Raw genomic sequence first — 16,823 nt, forward strand, 5'->3', positions numbered from 1 at the left:
GAGGAGCGAGCCATGGATGCGAAGCGCACGATCGTCCCCTTCCTGTTGCTGCTGGCGCTCTGGCTGGGGGCGGGCCGCGCCTGGGCGGCGTGCACCACGGTCAACCCGGCGGTGAGCCTGGGCAGCGTGAGCTCCTTCACCCTCAACGCTTCCGCGCAGGGCAACCTGGGAGGTGCGGGGCTGACCTGCGGTTCGTTCCTCGCCCTGCTGGCGGCCAACTACGTGCAGGTCACCCTGCAGTCCGCCGCGCCGGTGCTCAGCGACGGCAATGGCAACAGCATCCCGCTGAAGGTGTTCGTCACCAATGGCGGCGCCGAGATCACTCCGGGCTCGACGGTGCAGCTGAGCAGCCTCGCGGTGCTGGCGCTGCTGACCAACGCCACCACCGGCATCAATCTGTACTTCCAGGCCCAGGCCGCCAACGTGCCCGCCGGCACCTACACCGCCTCGGTGGTGTTCACCTGGCGCTATGCGATCTGCGAATCCGGCGTGCTCAACCTGTGCAGCTGGCAACGCAGCCCGGGCGTTACCCAGAACTGCCCGGCGGGCCTGTGCGGCGCGCCGACCAATTGGGGCACGGGGGTGACGGCCACCAGCACCGTGACCCTGGTGGTGACCAAGGCCTGTGCCCTGAACAGCTACCAGAACGTCGACCTCGGCAGCCAGGCGCTGGTCAGCCAGTTCACCTCGGTGACCCGCGCCATCACCCTGACCTGTACCAGCGACGAGGGTTACCTGGTCAGCTTCGACAACGGCCAGAACTACCAGGCGCCCTGGCGACGCATGGCCAGCGGCGCCAACCGACTGGGCTACAACATCTACTTCCCCAACACCACGACCGTGTGGAACACCACGCAGAACCTGTCGCAGAAAGGCACGGGCCTGCAGCAGACGGTGAACTTCCAGGTGACCGTCGACCCCACGCAGGCCAACGTGCCGGTGGGCACCTACATCGACAACGTGACCCTGATCATCAACTACTGACGGGCGGTGACGGTGTAACCTTGCGCGCTGTTCCCGAACCCAACGGAGTAGAGACATGGGCCTGGCGCAGTTCCGCCACTGGGTGTTCGACATGGACGGCACCCTCACCGTCGCCGTCCACGATTTCGCCGCGATCCGCCGTGAGCTGGCGATCCCGCCGGAAGACGACATCCTCCATCACCTGGCCGCGCTGCCCGCCGAGGTGGCGCGCGCCAAGCACGCCTGGTTGCTGGAGCACGAGCGCGAACTGGCTGTGAACGCCCGCCCGGCACCCGGCGCCGTCGAGTTGGTGCGCGAGCTGCACGAACGCGGCGTGCGCCTCGGCATCCTCACCCGCAACGCCCGCGAGCTGGCGCTGCTAACGCTCGCCGCCATCGGCCTGGACGACTGCTTCGCCACCGCCGACATCCTCGGTCGCGACGAGGCGCCACCCAAGCCGCACCCCGGCGGGCTGCAGCACCTGGCCGCGCGCTGGAGCGTGGCGGCGAGCGAGATGGTGATGGTGGGCGACTACCGCTTCGACCTCGATTGCGGACGCGCCGCCGGGACCGCCACGGTGCTGGTCAACCTGCCGGAGAACCCCTGGCCGGCGCTCACCGACTGGTACGCCGAGGACTGCGCGCAGTTGCTGCTGTTGGCGCGGTAGCGGGCGTCGTGCGGTGATCGATGGGTTTCGCACGGCTCTACCCATCCTACGAAGCACTTCTCCGTAGGATGGGTAGAGCGAAGCGAAACCCATCACTCGCGGGCAGGTAGCCAAAGGCCTCGCACGGAGCGGGTGGCTACAGGTTGCGCGCGGTGAAGGTGTCGCAGCGGTTGATGTCGCCGCGCTCGAAGCCTGTGCGGAACCATTTCACCCGCTGCGCCGAGGTGCCGTGGGTGAAGGAGTCGGGCACCACCTGGCCGCTTGCCTGCTTCTGCAGGCGGTCGTCGCCGATGGCGTTGGCGGCGTTGAGGGCTTCTTCGAGGTCGCCTGGCTCCAGCCAGTCGAGGCGCTGCTGGGCGTGGAAGGCCCAGACGCCGGCCAGGCAGTCGGCCTGGAGCTCCTGGCGCACCAGCAGGCCGTCCGCGCCTTCCACCTTCTCGCCCCGCTGGCGCGCGGCGTTCACCTTGGCCGAGACGCCGAGCAGGGTCTGCACGTGGTGGCCGACCTCGTGGGCGATCACGTAGGCCTGGGCGAAGTCGCCGGCGGCGGAGAAGCGCTGGGCCATCTCGCGGAAGAAGTCGAGGTCCAGGTAAACCTGGCGGTCGCCGGGGCAGTAGAAGGGGCCGACCGCCGAGGAGGCGAAGCCGCAGGCCGACTGCACGCCACCGTTGAACAGCACCAGCTTCGGGTCCTGATACTGGCGGCCGCCCTGCTGGAAGATCGCCTGCCAGGTGTCCTCGGTGTCGCCGAGCACGGCGCGGACGAACTCCGCTTCCTGGTCGTCGCCCGGCGGTGCACCGCTGTGCGGGGGCGCGGTGGACAGCCCGCCCTGGCCGACGATCTGGCCGAGGATGGTCAGCGGGTCCTCGCCCATCAGCATGCCGATCACCACGACCAGGGCGATGCCGCCGAGCCCGATGCTCTTGCCACCGCCCAGGCGCATGCCGCCGCCGCTGCCGCGCGCATGCACCACGTTGTCGCTGCGTCTCGCCCGTTGCCAGCGCATCTGCCGATCCTTGTCTTCGTCGAGGCCTTGAGTGTCGTAGCTGACGGCGGGAGGCGCCAGCCCGGTCGTCAGGCGAGCCGGGCGGGGGCCACCAGCAGGCGGGCCTGGGCCAGCAGCTGCACGGCCCCGCCGACATGCACCTGGCCGCGTTCGTCCACGCGCACGTCGAGCCGGCTGGGGCGGTCGAGGAAGCGCCCCTGGTTGAGGGCGAAGCCCGGGCCGCGCGGCTCCAGGCCCTTGTCCACCAGCCAGGCGGCGACCGGCCCGGCGGCGCTGCCGGTGGCGATGTCCTCGACCACGCCGAGGGGGTCCCAGGTGCGGCCTTCGCGGGCGTCGACGTCGAGGAGGAAGACGAAGGCGGCGCCGATGGCCGCGAGCTCCTCGTCCAGGCCGCGCTGCTGGCGTGCATGGGCCAGGCCGGCGGCGGTCACCGGCAGCAGCAGGTAGGGCAGCCCGGTGCTGACGACCCGGGGCGCATGGCGTCGGTCCCACTCGCTGGAGAAGGCGGCGGCGAAGGCCTCGGCGGCCTTCGCGTCGAGCTCGGCACCGAACTGGGCGACGCCCTGGTTCATCTCGGCGTAGAAGCCCTCGCCCTGGCGGCGGGTGGCCAGGGTCACGCGCTTCTCGGGCAGCTGCAGCGCCCATTCGGCGTGCTCGCCGGGGGCGTGCAGGTGGTGCAGCAGGGCGGCGGCACCGAGGATGGGGTGGCCGGCGAAGGGCAACTCCTCTTCCACGGTGAACACCCGTGCGGCGAATTCACCGGGCCGGGTGCCCGGCTCCAGGAAGATCGACTCGAACTGGCGCAGCTCGCGGGTCAGGCCCTGCATGGCCGCGCCCGAAAGGCCGCGGGCGTCGGGGAAGACCGCCAGGCCATTGCCTGCCAGTACGCGTTCGGCGAATACATCGACCTGCCAGTAATCCATTTTCGGCTCCGTGAAATGCACGCGGCCGCCCTGGGGCGGCCGCGCTGGGAAAGGGGCGCTCAGTGTGCCGGATATTCGGCCAGCACGCTCTCGCCGCCCTGGGCCGAGACGCCGATCACCTGGTAGGCGTCCTGCATGCCGTCCATTTCCATGCCCGGCGAGCCCATGGGCATGCCGGGCACGGCGGCGCCGACCAGATCCTGGCGCGCGCGCAGTGCCAGCACGTCCTTGGCCGGCACATGGCCCTCGACGAACTTGCCGTCGATCACGCCGGTGTGGCACGAGCCCAGGCGGTGGGGCACGCCGAGGCGGGCCTTGACCGAGGCCATGTCGTTCTCGACGTGGTCGTTGACCTGGATGCCGTTGTCACGCAGGTGGCTGATCCAGGCCTTGCAGCAACCGCAGTTGGGGTCGCGGTAGACGTCCATGGAGACGGTTTCCGCGGCCTGGGCGAACAGCGGGGCGAAGAACAGGGAGGCGAGAAGGGCACGGCGCATGGTGGGGGCTCCTGGAAAAGAATCGGCACAGCATATTCCCGTGCCCGGCGCGCTGCGCGGCGGGGCTGTTACGGGATGTACGTGGGTTGATGTGGGTCATTTTTTCCGGTTTCGGTCCGGTGTTTCCCAGGGGCCTGTACAGCATGGGTTTCGCTTCGCTCGCGGAACGCCGCCCGACCCATCCTACGGATCTGGCGACGTGCCGCTCCCGACTCCGCCTGGTGGAGGTGAAAAGCGACCTCCACCCTACGCAGCGGTCATGTCCACGCAGCGCTGCCGCTCTTGCGGGAGCGAATTCATTCGCGAAAAGGCTCGCCTGCTCAGGGCGCCGGCCGCGCGGGGAAGCCCTGCAGCAGCTCGGCCACGGCCTTGTCGAAGCCCTGCTGGGTCAGCTTGGGGTCTTGCAGCTGGCGGCTGATCTGGGCTTCGAACAGCACCCGTTCGTCGAAGCCGTCGAGGATGCGCAGGGCGAGGCGGGCGCGTTCGTCCTGGGTCAGTTCGGTCTGGTTGTAGACGGCGCCGCCGGGGGTGATCACCGGGCGCATGGTCACGCCGGGCTCGGGGGAGAGCCCCAGGGCGTAGATGATGGTCAGGTCGCTGCCCTTTTCCTGGTAACGGTAGCCCTTGGCTTCCATGGCCTTGTGCAGGGCGTTGTCGAAGCGTTCCTCCAGGTCCTGGCGGTGGCCCGGAGCGCGCACCGGCTGGATGGTGAAGGTCATGTAGTGGTTGTCGCGCGCGGCGGGGGCGATGGTCACCTGGTCGTCGTGCGGGGCGGCGCAGGCGCCCAGCAGCATGGCGAGCAGCGGCAGGCTGAGGCGGGGCGGCAGCATGGGGGAACTCCTTGGGATGGGTCTTTCCAGAGCCTAGCCGCGGTGTTGCCGGGGTGCCCCGACCTTGCGATGGGTTGGGCGAACGAAACGATCCGCGACGGGTCTTTTGCAGATCGCTGCCGATCGGAGGAGAAAGGCGATGCTACTTGCCCGGCTGATTCTGGTGGTCCAGATCCTGGTGTTCGCGGGTTTCGGCCTGGCCTACTGGTTCCGCCCCTACGAGATGGCCAATCTCAGCGGCATGCTGCTGATGGAGACCGCCTCGGTGAGCAACGTGCGCGTCTACTACGGCGGCCTGCAGGTCGGCCTGGCGCTGTTCCTGCTGTGGGCCCTGCGCGGGCGCGAGCTGATGCGGGCGGCGCTGATGATGCTGCTGCTGGTGCAGTCGGCCCTGGCCCTGGCGCGCATCGGTTCGCTGTGGCTGGACGACGGCACCCTGCAGAACTTCGATATCAGCTCCCTGGCCTACAAGGTGGCCACCGCGCTGCTGGCCGGCGTGGCCCTGGTGCAGCTGGCGCGCTACCGGGAACCGGAGCCGGACACCGCGCTGATCGGCGACCTGGACGACGAGGTCAACGAGCCGCTGCGCCGGGGCGGCGTGCGTGAAGGCCTGGTGGAACGCATCGACGAGCCTGCACCGCTGCCGCCTGAAAGGCCCTGAAACAGAGCCTTCGCCTGCGCGGCGACAGTCTACCGGGCAGGCTTGGGAAACTTGCCTATCCTTGGGTTTTCAAGCCGATGAAGGAGGTGGTCCCATGGATATAGACGCCCTATTTTCCAACCTGCACACCTTGCCCAGCATTCCCAAGGTGGCGCAGGACCTGATCCAGCAATTCGACAGCCCGACCTCCAGCCTGGATGGCGTGGCGCGCAATATCGCCCTCGACCCGGTGATCGCCGCCAAGGTGCTGCGCCTGGCCAACTCCGCGCGTTTTCGCGGGGCGCGGGAGTCCACCAGCATCGAGGATGCGGCCATGCGCCTGGGCTTCAACACCCTGCGCACCCTGGTGATGGCCTCGGCCGTGACCGGCGCCTTCAAGGCCTCGCCCAACTACGACCTGAAGGGCTTCTGGCTGCACAGCTTCCAGGTGGCGAGCATCAGCCGCCTGCTGGCCAAGCAGAAGGGCGTGGACGCGGACACGGCGTTCACCTGCGGGATGATGCACGACATCGGCGAGCTGCTGATCCAGACCGGTGCCCTGGAGTTCGCCGAGAAGCTCAACAGCGGCAAGGGCGGCGCCACCGGGCGTGCCGCCAGCGAGACGCTGCAACTGGGGTTCGGCTACCCGGAAGTGGGCGCGGAGCTGGCGCGTCGCTGGCAGCTGCCGGCGGTGATCCAGCAGGCCATCGCCTACCAGGCGCGACCGATGCAGGCGCCGGCCGATGCGTTGCTGCCGCGCATCCTGGCCCAGGCGGTGCTGGTCAGCGAAGCGTTGCAGGCCCATGGCGGTGCCACCGAGGAGGCGCGGCAATCCCTGGAGGGCCCGCTGGTGGAAGGCGTGGACCTGGACGCGCTGTTCGCCGCGCTGCCGGCCGTGCTGGAGGCGGACAAGGCCTTCGCCGAACTGCTCACCTGAAAACCGCCGCTTGACTTGGCGCAGCGGCAGGAATAATTTCCAGAACCATGAAATCGACCACCCAGATGCTGCGCCAACAGATTATTACCGCCATTCGATACTTGGCGGGTTGACCAGTACCTACACAGAAACCCGCCCTCGAGGCGGGTTTCTTCTTTCTGTCTCCTGGGCCCCAAGCGAACCTCAGGAGACGCCATGCAACCATCCCCTCTCGTCCAGGCCGTGCAACGGGCGGACCAGCTGATCAATGCCGGGCGCTTCGATGCGCTGATGGATTTCTACACCGACGATGCCGTGCTCGTCGTACGCCCGGGCCTCAATGTCCAGGGCCGTGACGGCATCCGCCGCGCCTTCGATGCCATCGCCGCGCATTTCCAGCACAGCCTCTGGGTCAGCCAGCGCGACCTGCAGGTGGTGGAGACCGGCGACACCGCGCTGGTCATGGGGCGTGCACGCATCCAGTGGCGGTCCGCCGACGGCTTCCTGTCCTTCCTCGAACGCAAGGCCACCTACGTGTTCCGCCGCCAGGCCGACGACAGCTGGCGCTGCGCCGTGGACAACTCCTACGGCACCGACCTGCTCGACGCCGTCACCGGGGAGGCCGTGGCATGACCGACGCCCTGCTCAAAGGCTATGTGCAGAAGATCCTCCGCGCGCCGGTCTACGACGTCGCCATCGAGACGCCCCTGCAGCCGGCGCCGCGCCTGGCCCAACGCCTCGGCAACGCCGTGCTGCTCAAGCGCGAGGACCTGCAGCCGGTGTTCTCCTTCAAGATCCGGGGTGCCTACAACCGCGTGTCCCAGCTCAGCGCCGAGCAGCGTGCACGTGGCGTGATCGCCGCCTCCGCCGGCAACCACGCCCAGGGCCTGGCCCTGGCGGCGCGGCACCTGGGGATCGAGGCGACCATCGTCATGCCGCGCACCACCCCCGAGCTCAAGGTCCAGGGAGTGCTCGCCCGGGGTGGCCGCGCGGTGTTGCACGGCGACGCCTTCCCCGAGGCCCTGGCCCATGCCCTGCAACTGGCCGAGGCGCGCGGGCTGACCTTCGTGCCGCCCTTCGACGACCCGGACGTGATCGCCGGGCAGGGCACGGTGGCGATGGAGATCCTTCGCCAGCATCCCGGGCGCCTGGACGCCGTCTTCGTGCCGGTGGGCGGCGGTTCGCTGATCGCCGGCATCGCCGCCTATGTGAAGTACCTGCGCCCCGAGGTGAAGGTGATCGGCGTCGAGCCGGACGACTCCAACTGCCTGCAGGCCGCCATGGCCGCCGGCGAGCGCGTGGTGCTGGAGCAGGTCGGGCTGTTCGCCGACGGCGTGGCCGTGGCGCAGATCGGCGTGCACAACTTCGAGGTCTGCCGCCAGTACGTGGACGAGGTGCTCACCGTCAGCGCCGACGAAATCTGCGCGGCGATCAAGGACATCTACGACGACACCCGTTCCATCACCGAGCCGGCCGGTGCGCTGGCCGTGGCCGGGATCAAGAAGTACGTGGCCCGCGAGCGCTGCGAGGGGCGCACCCTGGTGGCCATCGACTCGGGCGCCAACATCAACTTCGACCGCCTGCGCCACGTGGCCGAGCGCGCCGAGCTGGGCGAGCAGCGCGAGGCGATCATCGCGGTGACCATCCCCGAGCGGCCGGGCAGCTTCCGCACCTTCTGCGAGGCGCTGGGGCGGCGGCAGATCACCGAATTCAACTACCGCTACCACGGCGATGCCGAGGCGCACATCTTCGTCGGCGTGCAGACCCACCCGGAGAACGACCCGCGCGGGGCCCTGGTGCAGGGCCTGCGCGACCAGGGCTTCCCGGTGCTGGACCTGACCGACAACGAGCTGGCCAAGCTGCACATCCGCCACATGGTCGGCGGGCGCGCGGACGGCGCACTGCACGAGCGCCTGCTGCGCTTCGAATTCCCCGAGCGCCCCGGTGCGTTGCTGAACTTCCTCGACAAGCTGGGCGGGCGCTGGAACATCAGCCTGTTCCACTACCGCAACCACGGCGCCGCCGACGGCCGCGTGGTGGCCGGCCTGCAGGTGCCCGACCACGAACTGCACCTGCTGCCCGCGGCGCTGGACGCCATCGGCTACCCCTGGTGGGACGAGAGCGACAACCCGGCGTATCGGTTGTTCGTGGGGTGATGGGTGGAGGGGCCTGGCGCGGCGTCCTGTAGGGGCGACTTCAGTCGCCAAGCGGCGCGCAGCGCCGCCGGCTTGGTGGGAGCGAATTCATTCGCGATCGGGACCCCAGGCGGTCACCCCGGCCGGAGTCAGGCCGTAGGGTGGGCTTCAGCCCACCGCTCTTCCCCGGTCGGCTCGGTGTCCAGCCCGTTTCCGAGCGAGCCTCACCTCTGCCTTGGTGGAGGTAAAAAGCGACCTCCACCCTACACAGCGGTCATGCCCGCGCGGCGGCAGGTTTTTTGTGGGAGCGAATTCATTCGCGATCGGGGCACCAGGCGGTGACCCCGGCCGGAATCAGCGACGCACCAGCAGCACACCCGATTCCATGTGGTGGGTGTAGGGGAACTGGTCGAACAGGGCGCAGCGCTCGATGCGGTGGGTGTCGTGCAGCTGGGCGATGTTGGCGGCCAGGGTCTCCGGGTTGCAGGAGATGTAGAGGATGCGTTCGAAGCGGCGGGTCAGCTCGCAGGTGTCCGGGTCCATGCCGGCGCGGGGCGGGTCGACGAACACGGTGCCGAACGCGTAGCCCTTGAGGTCGATGCCGGCCAGGCGGCGGAATGGCCGCACTTCGTTTAGGGCCTCGGTCAGCTCCTCGGCGGAGAGGCGCACCAGGGTCACGTTGTCCACGCCGTTGTCGGCGAGGTTGGCCAGGGCGGCGTTGACCGAGGTCTTGCTGATCTCGGTGGCCAGCACCTGGCGGGCGCGGGTGGCCAGGGGCAGGGTGAAGTTGCCGTTGCCGCAGTACAGCTCCAGCAGGTCGTCCTGGCGCTCGCCCATGGCCTCGAAGGCCCAGGCCAGCATCTTCTGGCACACCTCGCCGTTGGGCTGGGTGAAGGCGCCTTCGGGCTGGCGGTAGCGGAAGGCGCGGCCGGCGACGGTCAGTTCCTCTTCCACGTAGTCGCGGCCGATGACGATGCGCTTGCCCTTGGAGCGGCCCACCAGGCTCACGCCCAGGTCGGCGGCGAGCGTCTCGGCCTCGGCCTTCCAGGCATCGTCCAGGGGGCGGTGGTAGCAGAGGGTGATCAGCGCATCGCCCGACAGGGTGGTGAGGAACTCCACCTGGAACAGCTTGAACGACAGCACCTGGCTCGCCTGCCAGCCGGCCTTCAGGCGCGGCATCAGCTCGTTGATGCGGCGGCTGGCGATGGGAAAGTCCTCGATCAGCACCGGGGTGAACTTGTCGCCGGCCTCGAACATCGCGTAGTGGCGGGTCTCGCCACCGGTCTCGCGCCACAGGCGGAACTCGGCGCGCAGGCGGTAGTGCTCGCGGGGGGAGTCGAACACCGCCGGTTGCGGCGCGTCGAAGGGTGCCAGCAGGGCCTTGAGGCGCTCGGTCTTCTCGGCGAGCTGGGCGGCGTAGCCGGCGGGATCGAACTGCGGGCGGCTCATCAGTGGAAGAACCCCATCTTGATCACGAACAGCACGGCGAGGATCACCAGCGCCGGGCTCAGCTCGCTGTAGCGGCCGGCCAGGGTCTTGATGGCGGCCCAGGCGATGAAGCCGAAGGCGATGCCGTCGGCGATGGAGTAGGTGAAGGGCATCGCCAGGGCGGTGATCAGCACCGGGGCGGCGGTGGTCAGGTCGTTCCAGTCGATCTCGGCCAGGCCCGAGGCCATCAGCACGGCGACGAAGAACAGCGCCGGTGCGGTGGCGAAGGCGGGCACGCTGCCGGCCAGCGGGGAGAGGAACAGCGCCAGCAGGAACAGGATGGCGACCACGATGGCGGTGAGGCCGGTGCGGCCACCGGCGCTGACGCCGGCGGCGGACTCGATGTAGCTGGTGGTGGTGGAGGTGCCCAGCAGCGAGCCGCCCATGGCCGCGGTGGAGTCGGCGATCAGCGCGCGGCCCATCTTCGGCATGTGGCCGTCGGCACGCATCAGGCCGGCCTTCTTGGCCACGGCGATGAGGGTGCCGGAGTTGTCGAACAGGTCGACGAAGAGGAAGGCGAAGATCACGCTGACCAGGCCGATCTCCAGCGCGCCCTTGATGTCCAGCTGCAGGAAGGTGGGCGCGAGGGACGGCGGCATGGAGACGATGCCGCCGAACTTCGACACGCCCAGGCCGATGCCGGCGAGGGTGACGGCGAGGATGCCGATCAGCACGGCGCCGGTCACCTTGCGCGCCTCCAGGGCGACGATCAGGAAGAAGCCGAGCACCGCCAGCACGGGCTCGGGCTTGGCCAGGTCGCCCAGGGTCAGCATGGTCACCGGGTGGGCGGCGACGATGCCGGCCTTCTGCAGGGCGATCAGCGCCAGGAACAGGCCGATGCCGGCGGCGATGGCCGAGCGCAGCTCCAGGGGAATGCTGTTGATGATCCATTCGCGGATGCGGAAGATCGACAGCACGAAGAACATGCACGCCGAGATGAACACAGCGCCCAGGGCCACCTGCCAGGTGTGGCCCATGTGCAGCACCACGGTGTAGGTGAAGAAGGCGTTCAGGCCCATGCCCGGGGCGAGGGCGATGGGGTAGTTGGCGATCAGGCCCATGATGGCCGAGCCGATGGCGGCCGCCAGGCAGGTGGCGACGAACACCGCGCCCTTGTCCATGCCGGTCTCGCCGAGGATGTCGGGGTTCACGAAGAGGATGTAGGCCATCGTCAGGAAGGTGGTGATCCCCGCCAGGACTTCGGTGCGTACGTTGGTGTCGTGCGCTCTGAGTTGGAACAGTTTTTCCAGCATGTGTGCTCCCCGTGACGTCTGCGCGTCGTGTTGGCCCGGACTGGATAGCAGTCAAGCACAGCGCCTGCGGTTGGGCGCCGTTTCTGCCAGCCCGGCAAAAAAGGCGCGCATCATACCAGCTCCCCCGGGGGCGGTGAATTTATGACCAGACGGGCAGCTTCGGTTTCGTCGGCACGCCCGCCGGGGCAGAAACCCTGAACCTCGGGAAGACCGGCCAGTCCACCTCAAAGATGCGGGTATCCACACCCGCGCACCGCCCTTCGGGGCCGGACGAGACGAGCCCGAGGTCGACATGAGTGCCCTATCCAGCCCAAGCCGAGGCCCCGCTGCCATCGGCCACCCGATCCAACTGGTCATCAACGGCGAACCCCATCGGCTGCAGGTGGAGCCCTGGACGACGCTGCTCGACCTGCTGCGCGAGCGCCTCGACCTGGTGGGCACCAAGAAGGGCTGCGACCACGGCCAGTGCGGCGCCTGCACGGTGCTGCGCAACGGCGTGCGTATCAACGCCTGCCTGGCCCTGGCGGTGATGCAGGACGGCGCCGAAATCACCACGGTGGAGGGCCTGGAGCGGGGCGGCGAGCTGCACCCCATGCAGGCCGCCTTCATCCGCCACGATGCCTTCCAGTGCGGCTACTGCACGCCTGGGCAGCTTTGCTCGGCGGTGGCCCTGGCCCGCGAGAACCGCGCCCACGACCGCGACGCCATCCGCGAGCAGATGAGCGGCAACCTGTGCCGCTGCGGTGCCTACGCCAACATCCTCGACGCCATCGAGGAGGCGCTGCCGGCCTGCCGTGGCGCCGCCGAGGGGGACGCCGCATGACGCCCTTCAGCTACGAACGCCCCGAGGAGCTGGACCAGGCCCTGGCGCTGGCCGGCCCCGGCGCGCGCTTCATCGCCGGGGGCACCAACCTGGTGGACCTGATGAAGGAGAACGTCGAGCGCCCCGAACGGCTGATCGACATCACCGCGCTGCCGCTGCACGGCGTGCTGGTCGGCGAGGACGGCGGGCTGCGCATCGGCGCCCTGGTGAGCAACGCCGACCTGGCCTGGCACCCGCGCGTGCAGAGCCATTTCCCGTTGCTGGCCGAGGCGCTGCTGGCCGGCGCTTCGCCGCAGTTGCGCAACATGGCCACGGTCGGCGGCAACCTGCTGCAGCGTACCCGCTGCCAGTACTTCTATGACGTGGCCACGCCCTGCAACAAGCGCGAGCCCGGCAGCGGCTGCCCGGCGCGGGCGGGGCTCAACCGCAACCACGCGATACTCGGCGCCAGCGAACACTGCGTGGCCACCCACCCTTCCGACATGTGCGTGGCCCTGGCGGCGCTGGAGGCCAATGTGCACGTCGCCGGCCCTGGCGGCACCCGGGTGATCGCCTTCGCCGACTTCCACCGCCTGCCCGGCGACGAACCGCAGCGCGACAATCACCTGGCGGCGGACGAGCTGATCACCGAGATCGAGCTGCCGCCGTCGCCCTTCGCCCGCCGCAGCGCCTACCTGAAGATCCGGGATCGCGCTTCCTACGCCTTCGCCCTGGTCTCGGTGGCGGCGGCCCTGCGACTGGATCACGGCGTCATCGCCGAAGCGCGCATCGCCCTGGGCGGTGTGGCGCACAAACCCTGGCGCCTGCCGGACGCCGAGGCGGCACTGGTGGGGCGCCCCTGCACACCGGCGGCCTTCCGCGTCGCCGCCGACCGGCTGCTGCAAGGGGCCGAGGGGCTGGGGCGCAACAATTTCAAGGTGGAACTGGCCCGCCGCGCGGTGATCCGCGCCCTGGCCGACGCCGCCAGGGGAGGGCCCCACGTATGAGCGCGTCGCCACTGGGCAAGGCCCTCGACCGGGTGGACGGTCGCGACAAGGTCACCGGCCGCGCCCGCTACGCGGCTGATTTCGCCGCGCCGGGCCTGCTGCATGGCTGGGTGGTCAACGCCGGCATCCCGCGCGGGCGCATCCTCGGCATCGACAGCCGTGCGGCGGAAGCGGCGCCCGGCGTGCAACTGGTGCTGACCCACGCCAACCGGCCGCCGATCGCCAGCTACGACGAGCCCTATGAGGACGCCGACGCCGCCGACGGTTCGCCGTTCCGTCCGCTGTTCAACGACCGCATCCTCTATGACAGCCAGCCGGTGGCGCTGGTGGTGGCCGAAACCCTGGAGCAGGCGCGCCACGCCGCCAGGCTGGTGCGGGTCGAGTACCAGGCCGAGCCGTACCAGACGGACCTGCTGGCCGCCCTCGACGACGCCCACCTGGCCCCGGCGTCCCTGCCCGAGCCGCGCGGCGATTGCGCCGGAGCCCTGGCGGGTGCGGCGCTGCGCATCGAGGTGCAGTACAGCTCGCCCATCGAGCATCACAACCCCATGGAGCCCCATGCCGCCACCGTGGTCATGCAGCCCGACGGCGCGCTGCTGGTCTATGACAAGACCCAGGGCACGCAGAACAGCCAGCAGTACATCGAGCGGGTGTTCGGCCTGGAGCCGGGCCGGGTGCGGGTGATGGCGCCCTTCGTCGGCGGCGCCTTCGGTTCCGGCCTGCGCCCGCAGTACCAACTGGTGCTGGCGGTGATGGCGGCGCTCAAGCTGGGGCGCTCGGTGCGGGTGACCCTGACCCGGCAGCAGATGTTCAGCTTCGGCTACCGCCCGCGCACCGTGCAGCGCCTGGCCCTGGGCGCCGCCGCCAACGGCGAGCTGCGCGCCTTGCGCCATGAGGCGGTGGCGCAGACCTCGCGCTTCGAGGACTTCACCGAGCACGTGGTGGAGTGGTCCGGGATGCTCTACCAGTGCGACAACGTCGAGCTGGGCTACCGCCTGGCGCCCCTGGACGTCTACACGCCGCTGGACATGCGCGCCCCGGGCGCGACCCTGGGGGTCTTCGCCCTGGAGTGCGCGATGGACGAGATGGCCGCCGCCGTGGCCATCGACCCGTTGCAGCTGCGCCTCGTCAACTACGCCGAGCGCAACCAGAACGAGGGCAAGCCCTTCTCCAGCAAGGCTCTGCGCGAGTGCTACGCCCAGGGTGCCGAGCGCTTCGGCTGGGCGGCGCGTGACCACCAGCCGCGCAGCATGCGCGAGGGCCGCGAGCTGATCGGCTGGGGCCTGGCCACCGGCGTCTGGGAGGCGATGCAGAACCCGGCCAGCGCCCGTGCGCTGATCGACGGCGACGGCCACCTGCACGTGAGCAGCGCGACCACCGACATCGGCACCGGCACCTACACGGTGATGACCCAGATCGCCGCCGCGAGCCTGGCTCTGGACATGGCACGGGTGACCTTCAGCCTGGGCGACTCGCACCTGCCCAAGGCCCCGCTGCAGGGTGGCTCCTTCACCGTCTCCTCGGTGGGCAGCGCGGTGCAGCAGGCCTGTATCGCGCTGCAGGACGAATTGCTGAAGGCCGCCGTGGCAATCGAGGACTCGCCCTTCGCGGGGCTTGCGCGCGATCAGGTGGAGTTCGTCGACGGCCAGTTGCGGGTCATCGGCGCGCCGGAGCTGGCGCTGGGCTATGGCGAGATCGTCCGCGCCAGCGGCAGCGCGGCGCTGGAGGCGCAGGTGGAGGCCAAGCCCGACGAGAAGCGCGAGGCCTATTCCTCCGCCACCCACTCGGCGGTGTTCGTCGAGGTGCGGGTGGACGAGGAACTGGGCGTGGTGCGCGTCGCCCGGGTGGTCAGCGCCATCGCCGCCGGGCGCGTGGTCAACCCGAAGACCGCGCGCAGCCAGATCCTCGGCGGCGTGGTGTGGGGCATCGGCATGGCCCTGCAGGAGGAGACCCAGACCGACCACGGCCTGGGCCGGCACATGAACCACAACCTGGCCGAGTACCACATCCCGGTGCACGCCGACATCGGCGAGGTCGAGGTGATCTTCGTCGAGGAGGAGGACCGCGTGGTCAACGCCCTGGGCTCCAAGGGCGTCGGCGAGATCGGCATCGTCGGGGTCGCGGCGGCCGTGGCCAACGCCATCTGGCATGCCACCGGCAAGCGCATCCGCGACCTGCCGATCACCCCCGACAAGCTGCTCTGATCAGTCGCCGCCGTGCAGGCGGTCGCGGTTGGCCAGGGTGGGGAAGAGCCTTATCCACAGGCCGGTGATGAGCAGCGTGCCGACGCCGCCCATCACCACCGCCGGCACGGTGCCGAACCAGGCGGCGGTGACCCCGGACTCGAACTCGCCCAACTGGTTGGAGGCGCCGATGAACAGGCCGTTGACCGCGCTGACGCGGCCGCGCATTTCGTCCGGGGTGTGCAGCTGCACGAAGGCGCCGCGGATCACCATGCTGATCATGTCCGCCGCGCCGAGCACCGCCAGCACCGCGAGGGAGAACCAGAACGAGGTGGACAGGCCGAAGGCGATGGTCGCCACGCCGAACACGCCGACGGCGGTGAACATGATCCGCCCCACGTTGCGCTCGATGGGGAAGCGCGCCAGCCAGAACGACATCGCCAGGGCACCCACCGCCGGCGCCGAGCGCAGCAGGCCGAGGCCCCAGGGGCCGGTGAGCAGGATGTCCTTGGCGAACACCGGCAGCAGGGCGGTGGCGCCGCCCAGCAGCACGGCGAAGAGGTCCAGGGAGATGGCGCCGAGGATGTCCGGGCGGCTGCGGATGAAGCGGATGCCGGCCAGCAGCGACTCCAGGGAGGCGGGCTCCTTGCGCAGCACCTGCTGGCGGCTGGCGAGGGTCAGCATCAGGCAGCAGGCGATGCCGTAGAGCACCGTCACCGGGCCGTAGACCCAGAGGCTGCCAAGCGCATAAAGCAGGCCGCCCAGGGCTGGCGCGACGATGGTCGCCGCCTGCATCGCCGACGCGGCGGCGGCCACGGCGCGGGGGAACAGCTGTGCCGGGACGATGTTCGGCAGCAGCGCCTGGGTCGCCGGCATCTCGAAGGCCCGCGCGGCGCCGAGGGCGAAGGCGAGGAGGAAGATCATCTCGCGGCTGACGTTGTCGGTGGCGCTGCCGAACACCAGGGCGGCGGCGATCAGGCCCTGGGCCGTCTGGCACAGCGCCGCGACCCGACGCCGGTCGTAACGGTCGGCGACATGCCCGGTATGCAGCATGAACAGCACGCGCGGGAGGAATTCCGCCAGGCCCACCAGGCCCAGGTCGAGCACGCTGCCGGTGAGGGCGTACAGGTGCCAGCCGATGGCCACGGTGAGCATCTGGAAGCCGCTGGCCGTGCACACCCGGGCGAGCCAGAACGCGAGGAACGGGCGGTGGTGACGCAGGAGCTGGGCCTGGGGCATGGGAAAATGCTTAGGGAGCTATCGGAAGCGCAGCCTATCACCTTGCCCGAGGGCGGGTGAATGGGGCTTCCGCGATTTCGTCGTCGACCCGACGCACTCGTTTCCTGACTGACCGGGCAAATTTTTCTTTTTCTGCCAGACCGCCTTGGTTAGAATTTGACTTCGAGGTCAAAAAATCCTTTCGACTACGCTTGAATCGACCACTCCCGAGAGTGGCCGACAACCGTTTTTACGCTCAGAAAACAGGGGTCGGCATCCGCCAAGGCTCCGAGGA

The 16,823-nt window shown here is 69.5% G+C and carries 16 protein-coding genes; 9 read left to right on the forward strand and 7 right to left on the reverse strand.

Annotated features, from left to right (window positions below):
* The first annotated feature begins 12 nt into the window (after positions 1-12).
* On the forward strand, positions 13-984 hold the full coding sequence (locus tag PHLH3_RS04870) for a spore coat protein U domain-containing protein (RefSeq protein ID WP_213628413.1): 972 nt from the start codon (positions 13-15) through the stop codon (positions 982-984).
* A 55-nt stretch (positions 985-1,039) separates the two neighbouring features.
* Positions 1,040-1,630, forward strand: coding sequence for an HAD family hydrolase (locus PHLH3_RS04875; protein WP_213628414.1), 591 nt, complete (start codon positions 1,040-1,042; stop codon positions 1,628-1,630).
* Between the two features lie 136 nt (positions 1,631-1,766).
* On the opposite strand, the gene PHLH3_RS04880 is transcribed toward PHLH3_RS04875, so the two are convergent.
* The 4 genes from PHLH3_RS04880 to PHLH3_RS04895 form a co-directional block, all read right to left on the reverse strand.
* Positions 1,767-2,636 (reverse strand): neutral zinc metallopeptidase, encoded by an 870-nt coding sequence (locus PHLH3_RS04880; RefSeq protein ID WP_213628415.1) that lies wholly within the window; start codon positions 2,634-2,636, stop codon positions 1,767-1,769.
* A gap of 68 nt (positions 2,637-2,704) precedes the next feature.
* On the reverse strand, positions 2,705-3,559 hold the full coding sequence (locus tag PHLH3_RS04885; protein ID WP_213628416.1) for a PhzF family phenazine biosynthesis protein: 855 nt from the start codon (positions 3,557-3,559) through the stop codon (positions 2,705-2,707).
* Between the two features lie 59 nt (positions 3,560-3,618).
* Entirely contained in the window at positions 3,619-4,056 is a 438-nt protein-coding gene (locus PHLH3_RS04890; RefSeq protein ID WP_173173515.1) for a DUF411 domain-containing protein, read from the reverse strand.
* A gap of 320 nt (positions 4,057-4,376) precedes the next feature.
* Positions 4,377-4,886 (reverse strand): DUF4136 domain-containing protein, encoded by a 510-nt coding sequence (locus PHLH3_RS04895; RefSeq protein WP_173173513.1) that lies wholly within the window; start codon positions 4,884-4,886, stop codon positions 4,377-4,379.
* A gap of 139 nt (positions 4,887-5,025) precedes the next feature.
* Here PHLH3_RS04895 and PHLH3_RS04900 point away from each other — a divergent pair, with 139 nt between their 5' ends.
* From PHLH3_RS04900 to ilvA, 4 genes are all read left to right on the forward strand, one after another.
* Positions 5,026-5,547, forward strand: a complete 522-nt coding sequence (locus PHLH3_RS04900; protein WP_213628417.1) for a DUF4345 domain-containing protein — start codon at positions 5,026-5,028, stop codon at positions 5,545-5,547.
* A gap of 94 nt (positions 5,548-5,641) precedes the next feature.
* Positions 5,642-6,463, forward strand: coding sequence for an HDOD domain-containing protein (locus tag PHLH3_RS04905; RefSeq protein ID WP_213628418.1), 822 nt, complete (start codon positions 5,642-5,644; stop codon positions 6,461-6,463).
* Between the two features lie 195 nt (positions 6,464-6,658).
* Positions 6,659-7,075 (forward strand): DUF4440 domain-containing protein, encoded by a 417-nt coding sequence (locus PHLH3_RS04910; RefSeq protein WP_213628419.1) that lies wholly within the window; start codon positions 6,659-6,661, stop codon positions 7,073-7,075.
* Positions 7,072-8,598 carry a threonine ammonia-lyase, biosynthetic gene (gene ilvA / locus PHLH3_RS04915; RefSeq protein ID WP_213628420.1) on the forward strand — a complete coding sequence of 509 codons (1,527 nt, stop codon included), beginning with the start codon at positions 7,072-7,074 and terminating at the stop codon, positions 8,596-8,598. Before PHLH3_RS04910 ends, ilvA begins: the two co-directional genes overlap by 4 nt.
* Before the next feature lie 333 nt (positions 8,599-8,931).
* Here the strand turns inward: ilvA and trmA are convergent, their stop codons facing one another.
* Together trmA and PHLH3_RS04925 are read right to left on the reverse strand one after the other, a co-directional pair.
* Complete coding sequence (gene trmA / locus PHLH3_RS04920; protein ID WP_213628421.1) at positions 8,932-10,026, reverse strand: tRNA (uridine(54)-C5)-methyltransferase TrmA; 1,095 nt, start codon at positions 10,024-10,026, stop codon at positions 8,932-8,934.
* Complete coding sequence (locus PHLH3_RS04925; RefSeq protein ID WP_213628422.1) at positions 10,026-11,318, reverse strand: NCS2 family permease; 1,293 nt, start codon at positions 11,316-11,318, stop codon at positions 10,026-10,028. The genes trmA and PHLH3_RS04925 overlap by 1 nt, the downstream gene beginning before the upstream one ends.
* A 292-nt stretch (positions 11,319-11,610) precedes the next feature.
* On the opposite strand from PHLH3_RS04925, the gene PHLH3_RS04930 reads away from it, so the two are divergent.
* The 3 genes from PHLH3_RS04930 to PHLH3_RS04940 are packed head-to-tail and all read left to right on the forward strand — an operon-like array spanning position 11,611 to position 15,331.
* Complete coding sequence (locus tag PHLH3_RS04930; protein ID WP_043244520.1) at positions 11,611-12,141, forward strand: (2Fe-2S)-binding protein; 531 nt, start codon at positions 11,611-11,613, stop codon at positions 12,139-12,141.
* A complete protein-coding gene (locus PHLH3_RS04935; protein ID WP_213628423.1) occupies positions 12,138-13,127 on the forward strand; it encodes a xanthine dehydrogenase family protein subunit M in 990 nt (329 codons plus the stop codon). Before PHLH3_RS04930 ends, PHLH3_RS04935 begins: the two co-directional genes overlap by 4 nt.
* On the forward strand, positions 13,124-15,331 hold the full coding sequence (locus PHLH3_RS04940; protein WP_213628424.1) for a xanthine dehydrogenase family protein molybdopterin-binding subunit: 2,208 nt from the start codon (positions 13,124-13,126) through the stop codon (positions 15,329-15,331). Before PHLH3_RS04935 ends, PHLH3_RS04940 begins: the two co-directional genes overlap by 4 nt.
* On the opposite strand, the gene PHLH3_RS04945 is transcribed toward PHLH3_RS04940, so the two are convergent.
* On the reverse strand, positions 15,332-16,549 hold the full coding sequence (locus PHLH3_RS04945) for an MFS transporter (RefSeq protein WP_213628425.1): 1,218 nt from the start codon (positions 16,547-16,549) through the stop codon (positions 15,332-15,334).
* Between the last annotated feature and the right edge of the window lie 274 nt (positions 16,550-16,823).

This window comes from Pseudomonas sp. Pc102 (genome assembly GCF_018408275.1).
Classification (GTDB): Bacteria; Pseudomonadota; Gammaproteobacteria; order Pseudomonadales; family Pseudomonadaceae; genus Metapseudomonas; species Metapseudomonas tohonis.

Coding starts and splice junctions, on each gene's coding strand:
- PHLH3_RS04870 (WP_213628413.1), top strand. CDS start 13: ATGGATGCGAAGCGCACGATCGTCCCCTTCCTGTTGCTGCTGGCGCTC.
- PHLH3_RS04875 (WP_213628414.1), top strand. CDS start 1,040: ATGGGCCTGGCGCAGTTCCGCCACTGGGTGTTCGACATGGACGGCACC.
- PHLH3_RS04880 (WP_213628415.1), bottom strand. CDS start 2,636: ATGCGCTGGCAACGGGCGAGACGCAGCGACAACGTGGTGCATGCGCGC.
- PHLH3_RS04885 (WP_213628416.1), bottom strand. CDS start 3,559: ATGGATTACTGGCAGGTCGATGTATTCGCCGAACGCGTACTGGCAGGC.
- PHLH3_RS04890 (WP_173173515.1), bottom strand. CDS start 4,056: ATGCGCCGTGCCCTTCTCGCCTCCCTGTTCTTCGCCCCGCTGTTCGCC.
- PHLH3_RS04895 (WP_173173513.1), bottom strand. CDS start 4,886: ATGCTGCCGCCCCGCCTCAGCCTGCCGCTGCTCGCCATGCTGCTGGGC.
- PHLH3_RS04900 (WP_213628417.1), top strand. CDS start 5,026: ATGCTACTTGCCCGGCTGATTCTGGTGGTCCAGATCCTGGTGTTCGCG.
- PHLH3_RS04905 (WP_213628418.1), top strand. CDS start 5,642: ATGGATATAGACGCCCTATTTTCCAACCTGCACACCTTGCCCAGCATT.
- PHLH3_RS04910 (WP_213628419.1), top strand. CDS start 6,659: ATGCAACCATCCCCTCTCGTCCAGGCCGTGCAACGGGCGGACCAGCTG.
- ilvA (WP_213628420.1), top strand. CDS start 7,072: ATGACCGACGCCCTGCTCAAAGGCTATGTGCAGAAGATCCTCCGCGCG.
- trmA (WP_213628421.1), bottom strand. CDS start 10,026: ATGAGCCGCCCGCAGTTCGATCCCGCCGGCTACGCCGCCCAGCTCGCC.
- PHLH3_RS04925 (WP_213628422.1), bottom strand. CDS start 11,318: ATGCTGGAAAAACTGTTCCAACTCAGAGCGCACGACACCAACGTACGC.
- PHLH3_RS04930 (WP_043244520.1), top strand. CDS start 11,611: ATGAGTGCCCTATCCAGCCCAAGCCGAGGCCCCGCTGCCATCGGCCAC.
- PHLH3_RS04935 (WP_213628423.1), top strand. CDS start 12,138: ATGACGCCCTTCAGCTACGAACGCCCCGAGGAGCTGGACCAGGCCCTG.
- PHLH3_RS04940 (WP_213628424.1), top strand. CDS start 13,124: ATGAGCGCGTCGCCACTGGGCAAGGCCCTCGACCGGGTGGACGGTCGC.
- PHLH3_RS04945 (WP_213628425.1), bottom strand. CDS start 16,549: ATGCCCCAGGCCCAGCTCCTGCGTCACCACCGCCCGTTCCTCGCGTTC.